At 56.3% G+C, this 11,765-nt stretch carries 9 protein-coding genes and 1 pseudogene; all 10 read left to right on the forward strand.

Translation table 11 applies throughout. The features are described from left to right. Nucleotides 1-162 precede the first annotated feature (162 nt). Nucleotides 163-449, forward strand: a pseudogene (locus tag ABZ789_RS10735) (sugar transferase); the annotation flags it as partial. 86 nt (nucleotides 450-535) lie between these two features. Beyond that, nucleotides 536-1,867 (forward strand): UDP-glucose/GDP-mannose dehydrogenase family protein, encoded by a 1,332-nt coding sequence (locus ABZ789_RS10740; RefSeq protein WP_358423082.1) that lies wholly within the window; start codon nucleotides 536-538, stop codon nucleotides 1,865-1,867. Nucleotides 1,868-2,319: 452 nt separating this feature from the next. Next, a complete protein-coding gene (locus ABZ789_RS10745) occupies nucleotides 2,320-2,991 on the forward strand; it encodes a glycosyltransferase family 4 protein (protein ID WP_358423085.1) in 672 nt (223 codons plus the stop codon). Between the two features lie 265 nt (nucleotides 2,992-3,256). Next, nucleotides 3,257-3,931 carry a glycosyltransferase gene (locus tag ABZ789_RS10750; protein ID WP_358423088.1) on the forward strand — a complete coding sequence of 225 codons (675 nt, stop codon included), beginning with the start codon at nucleotides 3,257-3,259 and terminating at the stop codon, nucleotides 3,929-3,931. Nucleotides 3,932-4,200: 269 nt separating this feature from the next. Then, nucleotides 4,201-4,587: a hypothetical protein gene (locus ABZ789_RS10755; RefSeq protein WP_358423091.1), complete on the forward strand. Its 387-nt coding sequence runs from the start codon at nucleotides 4,201-4,203 to the stop codon at nucleotides 4,585-4,587. Nucleotides 4,588-4,628: 41 nt separating this feature from the next. Beyond that, on the forward strand, nucleotides 4,629-5,666 hold the full coding sequence (locus ABZ789_RS10760; RefSeq protein ID WP_358423094.1) for a glycosyltransferase: 1,038 nt from the start codon (nucleotides 4,629-4,631) through the stop codon (nucleotides 5,664-5,666). Beyond that, nucleotides 5,659-6,924: an oligosaccharide flippase family protein gene (locus ABZ789_RS10765; RefSeq protein WP_358423097.1), complete on the forward strand. Its 1,266-nt coding sequence runs from the start codon at nucleotides 5,659-5,661 to the stop codon at nucleotides 6,922-6,924. Before ABZ789_RS10760 ends, ABZ789_RS10765 begins: the two co-directional genes overlap by 8 nt. 445 nt (nucleotides 6,925-7,369) lie before the next feature. Beyond that, nucleotides 7,370-8,209 (forward strand): O-antigen ligase family protein, encoded by an 840-nt coding sequence (locus ABZ789_RS10770; protein ID WP_358423162.1) that lies wholly within the window; start codon nucleotides 7,370-7,372, stop codon nucleotides 8,207-8,209. Continuing rightward, entirely contained in the window at nucleotides 8,206-9,258 is a 1,053-nt protein-coding gene (locus tag ABZ789_RS10775) for an acyltransferase family protein (protein ID WP_358423100.1), read from the forward strand. The genes ABZ789_RS10770 and ABZ789_RS10775 overlap by 4 nt, the downstream gene beginning before the upstream one ends. An 81-nt stretch (nucleotides 9,259-9,339) precedes the next feature. Further along, nucleotides 9,340-11,511 (forward strand): acyltransferase family protein, encoded by a 2,172-nt coding sequence (locus ABZ789_RS10780; protein ID WP_358423103.1) that lies wholly within the window; start codon nucleotides 9,340-9,342, stop codon nucleotides 11,509-11,511. Nucleotides 11,512-11,765: the final 254 nt, after the last annotated feature.

Consider the following 11,765-nt stretch of genomic DNA (forward strand, 5'->3'; position numbering starts at 1 on the left):
CGCTTCGGACAGAGCGACCTACTGATGACGCAGCCGGTCTTCGAAATCAGGTGCATGCTGATCTCGGCAGGTCTTGTTGGTCTCTGGTTGGTCGCCCTAGCCCTGTTCCGGACTCGGTCGTGGCGTGTCATCGGCGCAGATCCTAGCGAGTATCAACGCGTCAAAGTCATGCGGCGCTTCAGTATCGACGAGCCCCTCCGGCAGTTCTTCAGCGTCATTCGCGGGGAAATGAGTGTGGTGGGCCCATGCCCGCCGCGGTGGCGTGAGGTGGTCGCTTACGAGGGGCGGGTCAAACGCCGACTGATGGTTCGACGGGGTGCAACCGGGCTGTGGCTGGACAGTAGCCGGTCGGGCGTGTCGGGGAAGAGTCGGTGGGACTGGATCTGCCGTATGCGGCGAACTGGTCGATGGTCTCGGATGTGTTGATCATCGGCCCGGCTGTCAAGTGAGTGCTCACCAGCGACGGCGCCCCCCAACAGCGTCACAGCGATCAAAGACTTACTCAGCACAAGAGAAACCCTTGGAAAGAGACAAAATGACTTGCCGAATTGTTGTATTCGGGACCGGCTACCTCGGTGCTACTCACGCGGCCTGCATGGCCGAACTCGGCCATGAGGTGCTGGGCGTAGACGTTGACCCTGCCAAGCTTGCCAAGTTGGAATCCGGAGAAGTCCCGTTCTATGAGCCGGGGCTTGACGAAGTACTCAAGCGGAATCTCGATGCAGGCCGCCTGCGCTTCAGCGACTCCTATAAGGAAGCTGCGGAATTCGGAGACATATTCTTCATAGGCGTCGGTACACCGCAGAAGAAGGGCGAATTCGCAGCCGATCTTCGTTTTGTCGACTCGGTTGTCGACACACTTACTCCCCTGCTGACCAAGGATGCAGTGATCTTTGGCAAATCGACCGTCCCCGTAGGAACTGCGGCGCGATTGGGCGAACGTGCACGTGCGCTCGCTCCGCAAGGAGTAGACGTGGAGCTCGCGTGGAACCCTGAGTTTCTGCGCGAAGGTTTCGCCGTCCAAGACACGTTGGAGCCGGACCGCCTGGTACTTGGAGTCGATACAGAACGACCTGGACGGGCTGAAGAAGTAGCGCGTGAAGTGTACGCGAAGTTGCTGGCAAACCGAGTTCCGTTCCTGGTTACGGACTTGGCGACATCGGAGCTGGTGAAAACAGCGGCAAATGCGTTTCTTGCGACAAAGATCTCGTTCATCAATGCGATGGCCGAGGTGTGCGAGGCTTCATCCGCAGACGTAACGGTCCTTGCTGACGCGATCGGTTACGACGCCCGTATCGGTCGGCGTTTCCTCAACGCAGGCATCGGTTTCGGCGGTGGATGCCTACCGAAGGACATCCGCGCGTTCATGGCGCGTGCGGGGGAACTCGGGGCTGACCAAGCATTGACGTTCTTGCGCGAAGTCGACAACATCAACATGCGCCGACGCACTCGGATGGTCGAACTCGCGCGTGACGCGGTCGGAGGCTCACTTCTCGGTACGCGGGTCGCAGTGCTGGGTGCAGCCTTCAAGCCCGATTCGGATGACGTACGTGACTCGCCGGCATTGAATATCGCAGGTCAGATGCAGCTTCAGGGGGCGTCTGTCAGTGTGTACGACCCGAAATCGGCGGAGAACTCGCGCGCACTCTTTCCAACCCTTTCGTACGCAACGGACGTCGTTGGTGCCTGCGAAGGAGCCGATGCAGTGATGGTTCTGACGGAATGGCGAGAGTTCCGGGAGATGCAGCCCTCCTTGATCGACAAGGTAGTGCGTAACAAGGTCATTCTCGACGGACGGAACTGCCTGGACCCCGCACGTTGGCGCAGCAGCGGATGGGAGTATCGCGGACTCGGGCGGCGGGCATGATTTCGTACCTGTTGGGCAAGCTAAGGGTGGTCGGCCGGAGCTCCTCGCGGCAGCATGATGGGCGACCTGTTGTCGCCCACTTTGGCCAGTACGGTGAGATTCCTGGGGGGATGGCGCAAGTCCTCAACGAGTACATGCGTTGGGATTACCACCGGATCATTCTTCGTGGTTATCGAACTACGGCAGATAGGCATGACCCGTTTGCAGTTCTCAGGACCCTTGGTTGCCTTACTCGGATTATCGAGTTGAGACTTAGTTCGAGGGATAAGGCGTGTGTTGTTCACGTGTCCCAGGGAGGCTCTTTCGTACGAGAAGGACTCCTCGTCTGGCTGGCTGACCTCCTGCGTCTTCCCGTTGCCGTGCACATACATGGCAGTCGATTTGCGGCGTTCGCCTCGCGGCATCCCGACTTGGTGAAATTCGTGCTTAGGCGTGCGGACGTAGTATTCGCTTTGACCACCGAGACCGCTGAGACGGTTCGGCGTCTGACGGAGGGCGGAAGCGAGACGGCTGAGCCTCGAATTGAGATGGTTCCAAACGCTGTATCGCTGGGTCCGGTGACTTCAGCCGCTGCAGATTCCAAGCACATCGTCATGGCTGGTGTGCTCGGTCAACGCAAGGGCGTCGATGTCCTACTTGAAGCATGGAAATTTCTGACGGACGACAATGATGGGTGGACCCTGCAACTTGTGGGTCCTCGATCAGATGACATACGCGAGTGGCCAAAGCTTTCGGGAGTCGAGTACATCGGGCCCGAAGACCATGGCGATCTCCTGAGCAGGCTTGAAAATGCTGAGATCGCTGTTCTTGTCGCACGAGATGAAGCCCTCCCCATGTTCATTCTCGAAGCCATGGCGCATGGATGCTGCGTCGTCTCGACTCCAGTCGGTCAAATCCCCGATGTGGTTTCCGAGTCTACTGGCGCGCTGGTCCCAGTCGGGGACGCGCACGCGACGGCAAAAGCACTCAGGCAGTTGATTGAGAATCCGCACGAGCGCCGGCAAAAATCGGTTAACGCCAGATTACTGATCGAATCAAAATATTCTGAACAATCCGCTAAGCCGGTGCTAGAAAACGCTTGGTGGAAGCTTGCGGACGAGGGAAGGGTTCGAGATGCCTCGTAATAGTGGTCTTTCGTTGAAGGGTAAGAAGGTCGTACTCTGTGCATCCACTGGCGGGCACCTACAACAACTTCATCGTCTTGCTGGACAGTTGGATGTGGACCCAGACTCCCTTTGGATCACTTTCGATAGTGAGCAATCGCGCTCCCTTTTGGAAGGTCGTAGGACATATTTCATTCCGTATATCGCGTCCCGCGACTGGAAGAGCACACTCGCTGCGGTCCCAAAAGTTGTGTCCCGGCTACGGCGCGAGGAATTCGACGTTGCCTTGAGCACCGGTGCCGCGGTGGCGGGCGCAGTTCTACCGGTTGCCAGAGTATTCGGAAAGCGTGCTTTGTACATCGAGAGTGTAGCCCGTCATGACGGACCATCGGTTACCGGCAAGATGCTCAGCGCGTTGCCAGGTATCAAGCTGTACACCCAGCACCCGAATTGGGCAAACTCGAAATGGCGATACGAAGTGTCTGTTCTGCAGGGTTACAAGTCGGTGCCGCGCAGAGTTACACCGGCCACGAGTGGTAAGAAAGCGTTTGTCACCTTCGGAACTATTCGGCCATACCGGTTCGATTCCCTTGTGGATCGTGTATTGGAGATTGTTCCAGCGGACTGGGACATCGTCTGGCAACTCGGATCGACCATGCGCGAAGATCTGAGAGGCGAAGTTCGCGAGTACATGTCGGTGGACGAGTTCGATGCTCACGCCCAGACCGCAGACGTCGTCATTTCTCATGGTGGCGTCGGCTCCGCACTTCGCATCCTCGACACCGGCAAGCTGCCGATCATGGTGCCCCGGCGAACCGCGAGAGGTGAGCATGTCGATGACCATCAAGAACAGATATGCGGGCTGCTGTCGGACATGGGGATCGCTCTTGCGGTCGAGGCCGACGCGATCAACATGACGGATCTGGACTACGTCCAGAGCCAGCTGGTGGTACGGGTGTGACGTATCAAGATGCCGAGCCTCGTCCTCGATCCGAGATCAGGGAATCGAGAATGATTCGAAACCGCTCTGATTACCTAGAATTTCGACGGCGCGACGAACGTCGCCTAGGGATAAACCCGAGTGTTCGCCGGCACCTCTTAAGAGTCCTGGGTCTCAAAGATGAGATTTGGGACTTCCAGATATGGCTTCGGCGGACCGAGTACGCGATCAATGCGCGTCTACCATTGCCGTACCGACTGTTTTCCAGGTACCAGTTGCGTCGGAAGTCGATGCGTCTAGGGTTCTCTATTCCGCCCAATACATTTGGACCCGGACTCTCGATTGCGCACCGCGGAGACATCATTGTGAACGGTGCTGCGAGGATCGGTGCTGACTGCCGAGTGCACGCCGGGGTAAATATCGGTACGGCTGCTGGACGCAAAAATTCCGCACCGAAGATTGGCGATGGGTGTTACCTGGGTCCAGGTGTAAAGATATTTGGTCCCATTTCTATCGGAAATGACACTGCTATAGGGGCGAACGCCGTCGTAAACGTAGATTTTCCAGAGGGGAATTGCTCGTTGGGTGGAATTCCTGCCAAGAAAATATCGGACAAGAATTCAATGGCGCTCCTAGTGGGGAACGGTGATCCCGCGGTCCCTCCAGGGTTTGCATAGCCCAGCGACCCGGCGCAGTGACCGCATCTAGGAGTGCTCACATGAGAAAAGACGAGCCCAGAGTGGCGATCAGCCCTACGGGTTCCCATGGCGTGCAAACCGCTGTCTCGGTGGTGATCCCGACAACGGGGCGTGCGTCGCTACCGAGTGCAGTCCAGAGCGTGCTCGACCAGGTAGGGGTGACGGTCGAGGTAATTGTCGCAATGAACGGGGGAGGCGACCTGCCAGATCTTCCCGCCGACAATCGAGTGCGAGTCCTCACGCTTCAACCCGGAGTCGGTGCTAACGTAGCAAGACACCAGGGAATTTTATCTTCGCAGTATCCGATCCTTGCCCTCCTTGATGATGACGACCTCTGGCTCCCGACAAAACTCATCACCCAATTGAGGATGGTCGATGAGAAAACCGGCCGACAACGCAATTTTGTCGTGGGATGTCGAATCGCCGAGCCTGATGCTGACGTCACAAGTACCATACGGCCCACGGTTGTACCAGAATGTCCCATCGCGTCAGTTGCTGAGTACCTCTTCCGCAGGGATACCCTGAAGTCGCGCCGTCCTCAGTTGCAGTCCTCCACTCTGGTTTTTCCGAGAGATCTCTACCAACTTGCTACCTTCGACGGCGCCGTCCCAATACACCAGGACTGGGAGTGGATTCTGAAAGCGGAGAAGGCCGGGGCATCTATTCTGCTTTGCCCTGACGTACTTGCACTGTGCGACAAGGGCAATCCGGCGTCGATAACATCTGCAACCAAGTGGTGGCAAAGCGTGCGTTGGGCTCAGAGTCGACTCTCCGACAACCCCATTTTAATGAGAGACTTCATTCTCACTATCGCCCTGCGCTTTGCGTTGCGCGGAGGCAGTTTGCGAGGGAGTGTCACGTGCCTGTGCCTGGGACTGCGCCCCGCTCTTTCGAACTGGCGATCGAGCGCCTACGCACTTGTCCAGTTCATAGCATTCGCTCCTGCTCAAATGGCTAAGGTGGCGTACCGCTATTTGCGGAATCATCGGCACGTCACGAATGGCGAGCCGCGTAGCGCGTCTGTCTCCGTTGTTGGGGAAGGCGCACGTGATGCGTAGCCAAGTGGCAATTCTCTTTGGTGCTAGGGCAGTTGCAAGCCTGTCCCAAGCAGTTGCACTGATTCTACTCGCCAGGTGGACCGACGTTTCCTCGTTCGCACTGGTCGGGTCGCTGCTTGGTGCAGGAATGGTTGCAGTTGCCGTTCTTGACCTAGGCCTTGGAACGTATGTCTTGCGCCATGGCGCAATCGCCGGTGATGAGGAGAAGGTTGGTTCTGCGCTCAAGTTGAACGTTGTGACGGGTGCGATCGGCCTCGCGGTCATTGGTGCCGCGCTTGCCATAGCAGCTCATTTCGACCCTAGATTCTACGCGATGATTCCTCTTGCCGCTTGGATGACTCTCGAAAAGAACTCTGACGTTCTTCTCAACGTCGCCATCGCGCGTGGATCGACATCAGTGGCCGCATACTCGATCTTGACCCGTCGTATGGCCTCACTCCTCGTGTTTCTCGCACTCGCAGGAACCGGGGTACAACCTCTTTGGGCCTTCACTGCGTCCCTGGCGCTCGGCGGTGTGGTGGGATTATTGGATTCTCGCCGACGTGTATACGCTAGGATCGACCGTTTTCCCTCGCGGCGTCTCACACGCGCTTCGGCGGCGGGGTTGTTCGATGCATCGAAGCACTATTGGTCAGCCAACCTGAGCAACCAGTTCAGGAATTTGGATACTGTACTGGTAACGTCGATTTCATCATCGGCGTCCGGTGCCTTTTATGCCGCTGCCGTACGTCTAACGAATCCCCTGTTGTTGGGTACAGGTTCCCTCGCAAGCGTAATTCTTCCTGTCGCCGCGAAGCGAAATCCCGGTGCGGTGCGCCGGCTCAATCAAAAACTACTTATTGGAATTGCCGTCGCGGTACCTGCGTTGACTTTACTTGGTTGGCCACTGGCCCATTTGGGATCTCTCATCCTGGGCGGAGAATATGCCAATGCTAGGTCAGCAATTCATGCAACATTTGTAGGAACTTTCATTATCGGAATGTGCCCGGTGGTAGGTGCAATGCTGCAGTCACAGGGGGGCCACAAGTCGGTTGGACGGATCGGCGTGATGTTCGTTCCAGTCATCCTTCTCGCAGTGAGCATTGGTTCCATCGTTGGCGGCGCGGTCGGCGCCGCGATCGGTCTTGGAATCGCCTTTCTATTGAAGTTGGCCATGCTGGAAGTCAACTTCGTTGGTTTATTGCGGAAGCAGGACGGAGACATGCGCCGAATGGCCATTGCGTCTAATTTGGGGCGGGAGATTTCGGATGAGAAATGATCGGGCAGGAACGCGGATTTGCGGGGTTTCTCTGACGGTGCTTGTGCTCGGGGCAGCGCTGTATCCGGGAACTCTCGCGAGAGTATTGGTGGCAATCGGCCTAATAGGTCTACTTTCTTTCAGGGGTGATCGGGACTTTAGCGTCCATAACTTCAGAGTCCCCTTCCTGCTGGCGCTCATGATGGCGTATCTAATGGTTTCATCATTGTGGAGCGGTGATTTTAGACCTGCATTGCTGAACTCTCTAAGTTATGTCGCACTAACGTGCGGCGCAGTATTGGCTGCGCTTAAGCTTGATTGGCGGAACCTGCTTGGCGGAGTTGCACTGAGTTTGCGGATAATATTGTTTGTTAGCTGGGTATTGTCCTTCTTGGTCGGCTTTCGTGTCAGTGCCAACCCAGGCAGTGCTGGTCGGGATGTCAGCGGCTTATTCTTCCACGAAAACATGTTTGCTACCGTATGTGTTATCGCGGTGCTAACTTTCTTGGCCGAGTGTTTCTCGCGAGAACGACGGATCTGGCCCGGCATATGGCTGATAATTGGACTTTGGTCCCTGTGGGTGAGCGATTCGCGGACTGGTCAAATTGTTCTTGTCGTTGTGATTTCGTCGATCGTATTTGTCAAGTGGGCGAGGCGTGACAGGTCGATGACCGTCGCAACCATCGGGATCTTTGGAATCCTCGCAGCAGGCCTCGCTGCGGCGTTGGTCGGTGTGAGCACGGCGACGATCTCCTTGGCGATGGGCCGCGGCCAGAACTTTACCGGCCGAACTGAAATTTGGTCCGAAACCCTGAAAGAGATTACAAATAGTCCTTGGATTGGGACCGGATTCTTGACCGCGTGGAGGGATGACAGCGCGACGGCGATCCGAATTCGAGGGGCGCTCGGATTCAGGGCGGCACACGCTCATAACGGGTACCTCGATGTCTGGTTGCAGCTAGGAATTATCGGACTCCTTCTGATATTAGGCCTCGCTCTCGTGGCAGCTAGTCGCGCCTTGCGCCTGTGTTGGAGCGACGAAAATGTGTATTACCTCTGGGCGCTCGCGATCTGCGTGGCCAACTTGTCATACAACCTGACGGAAACGCGCTTTACTCTCGCTATCGCCTGGGTGCTTGCTGTTGTTGTGTACGCGAAACTGTCTGACGACGTGAGGAATTCAACACGGCACGGCGAGGTGGCGGAGCAAGGAAAGTGTGGAGTTCCTTCGTTGCGAACGAACGAGCGGTCTGCTGAACCCGTAATTCATCCGCTGGCTCGGCGCGGGTTTGCGGGGCAGAGATGATCAAATCAGAACGACTGTTGTGGCCTGACGTTGCGCGGGGGGTGGCCATCCTCCTCGTCGTTCTGCACCACACGATTCGATGGCTATTAAGTCAGGATTTGGCTCCAGACTACTGGTCGCAAGCTACGGAGTTTCTGCGCACTCTGCGGATGCCGCTATTCTTCGGGGTCGCTGGTATGTTCGCTGCTCCGTGGGTGTTCCGGCGTTCCTGGCAGCAACTTGCGTCCCGCAAAGTTGCTTTCTTGATGTGGGTATACCTTCTCTGGTGCGTAATCCGGTGGGTCTACTTTCTCGTCGCGCCGCGACTCGGTACCCCGGAACCGTTCCATTTCACCCGGTTGCTTGCTGCTCCGTTGTGGCCGACGAATGAGCTGTGGTTTCTCTTCGCGCTGTGCGTATTCTTCCTTATTGCCAAGGCGGCTGTTAGATTGCCGGTCTGGCTACACGTCTCAATCGCGATGATCTCATCGATTTGCGCCTTCGCTGGATTACTCGAGGTGCCGACTGAGGCGTACGACGGAATCCTGTCCTACTACCTCTTCTTCCTGATCGGGTGTCTGTTTCGAGAGCAGATCTTGGCCGGCATCCCCAAGTTATCCCCACCGGCAGCATTGGCAATCGTCACGGTCTGGGCTGGATGCTATGTCGCGCTCAAGATAACAAATACTTACGAGGTGATTGGCATTCAGGTTGCGATTCGAATGCTGGGTGCGATTTCGGGACTGTTGATCGCGTATTATCTTAGTCGGTTCGTGATCGGCCACTGGCTTGGCTGGGTGGGTCAAAATACTTTACCCATTTATGTCAGCCACGTGTTATGGATTGTTCCTTGTGTATATCTCCTTGCACAGTGGAATATCCGCGCAAACCCGGTATTTGCGTTTCTGATTCCTTGGTTGGTTTCGGTGGTGTCGGTTTCAGTTGGACTAGCGGTGTGGTTCGTTGCGAGGAGGCTAGGCGCCCGCTGGTTGTATGCGCCTCCGAACTGGGTTACCGAGGGGGTAGACAAATCGTGGTCGAAAGCTTTGAGTCGGTCCGAATCCGACTGAAGCTGAGAATGATTATTCCGCTATTTTTCCCCGAGATTGTTCACGAGATCGGGTTTCCTCCGGATGTAAAGGTCTGACGGAATGTCATTGGGTGTGTTCAACGGGAGTGACTCCCGGTCTCGGAGACGCCAAGTCGCGCGGCAGCGACTAGACATACAGGGTCTCAGAATGGTTGCGGTGGGACTTGTGATACTGTCCCATCTCTTTGATTGGCCACACGGAGGCTTTATTGGTGTCGATGTCTTTTTCGTGATCTCCGGCTTCCTTATTACGGGGTCCCTTCTTCATATACTAGAGAAGACTGGACGGATCTCGTTCATGGACTTCTATCGAAAGCGAATTCGCCGGATTGTGCCGGCAGCCGTACTTGTGTTGGTAGTCACCTCCGTGCTATCGGTTTTCATTTTCACCTCGCGCAGGGCCGAGTCGACTCTGGTGGATGCGGTGTGGGCATTACTCTTCACGGCAAATTGGCGATTTGCTTCCCAAGAAACAGATTATTTCGCAGCATCCGGCCCGGTTTCACCGCTGCAGCACTACTGGTCGCTAAGTGTCGAAGAGCAGTTCTACCTGTTCTGGCCGCTGCTGATCATGTTCATAGGAATCCTCGCGGTTAGGCGTTCCTGGTCCAGCAGTCGGCGGTCCTCGGTTGCGGTTGGCGCTTTGGGAACGGTCGTGCTGGCCTCATTCATATATTCCATACTTGAGACATCTTCTAGTCCTGGTTGGGCATACTTCTCGACGTTGTCCCGCGTTTGGGAGTTGGGTATCGGTGGTCTGCTGGCGGTGTTGGTCCCGTACTGCGAACGGATTCCGGAAAGCGCTCGGCCTTTTATAGCGTGGACCGGACTTGTCGCCATCGGTGGAAGCGCGTTTCTGATTTCGGAGGAGAGCGGCTTTCCCGGTCCGTGGGCTGCTGTTCCTGTCCTTGGTGCTGCTTTGGTTATCGGTGCTGGTGTATCCGGCGGACATCGGACACTCGTTTTTTTGACCAACCGTGTGAGTACGTATTTGGGTGATATCTCCTACTCTCTATATCTCTGGCATTGGCCCGTGATCATTTTGCTCGGTGCGGTGATGGATGTGGGCCCGCACTACTATCTTTCAGCGATCCTTCTGATTTTCGGTTTCTCTATCGCTGCGTACCACTTTTTCGAAGATCCCATTCGCAAATCCTCGTGGCTTCTGCCTTCGAGATCGGGTAGCAGGAAGGCGCTAGTAACACAGCGCTTTTTTGGCGTGGCGAATCTAAAGATGTCGGCAGGACAGCAGTCTGCCGGTATCGGCGCTCTCGCGTTGGTGACTGCCGGGCTCGCTGCATTCACGTTGGTTCCTCCCTCCGCATCCGCGGGCTCATCGGAGGGCTACGTGCCCGTATTCGATGCGGCAGAGGCTACTGGCGAAGCGCAAGTGGAGACGTTGACTTCTGCGTTGACAGCCTTGTCGGACGAAGTGAGTTCGGCTGCGCGTGCTGCAGACTGGCCGGAGCTCGTACCCACCATGGACGACGCGATCGGTGCCGCGCAAGCGCCATCCGAGATCGCACGTTGCGGGGGATTCAACGACGTACCCAGGTCCGAATGCACATGGGGATCCAGTTCGGCAGAGCACACGATGGTGCTGCTCGGTGATTCGATAGCGATGACCTACGCTCAGGCTCTGAAGAACTTCGTCGAGTCCAGTGAAGGTCGGTGGAGGCTGCTGGTCGAGTCCAGGTTCGGTTGTCGTTTTGCAGATGTCGATTCAGGAAAACTAGACCCGAAGATTGCCGAGGCGTGCCCGGATCATCGTCGAGCGGTGGTGGAGAGCATCAATTCGATGAAACCTGACGCGGTACTTATTGCCAACAATTACACGTCCGAGTCGGCTACCGAGTGGACCAACGCCTTGGATAGCTTGGTTGGTCAGTTCTCATCAAACGTGGGGCAAGTGGTTCTATTGGCGGCACCCCCAAGTGACGTCAATATCGCTGATTGCTATACGCGCTCGTCGAAGCCACGGGATTGCATAAGCAAGATTACCGATCGGTGGCGAGAGCGAGCCGTAGCGGAGCAACGATATTCCGAACGGATGGGCGGAGCTTTCGTTGATACGAACCGTTGGTTCTGTACGGCCGAGGGGCTCTGTCCTAGTTTTGTTGGGTCGACACCTGTGAAGTCGGATAATGTCCATATGACCATCGAATATGGATCGAAGATTTCTCAGGTGATGGCCGAGCAAATGTCTGTTGTCCTCGACCCCGGCGGGGAATAGCCTCTCAAGGTCAGTTGAGTCGCATGTGGTTCCTCCACGCACCAGTATTTCCAGAACATCAATTTCGAAAGAGATTGCGACGGGGAAGATTGGAGCGGAGCGACCCGACTGTGTTCACTAAATGTGAAGCTACCGTGATGGAAGTTACCCCGATTATGACCCGAGTTGCACCAGGTGAGCCGGTTTTCGGGGTAGTCCGGTGCGTCTGTGCAGGTAGCGGCGGTGCGTGTGCGGAAAATGGCACACTAACGGCT

Origin of the sequence: Rhodococcus sp. NPDC047139 (genome assembly GCF_040643435.1) — a bacterium.
Lineage (GTDB): Bacteria > Actinomycetota > Actinomycetes > Mycobacteriales > Mycobacteriaceae > Rhodococcus.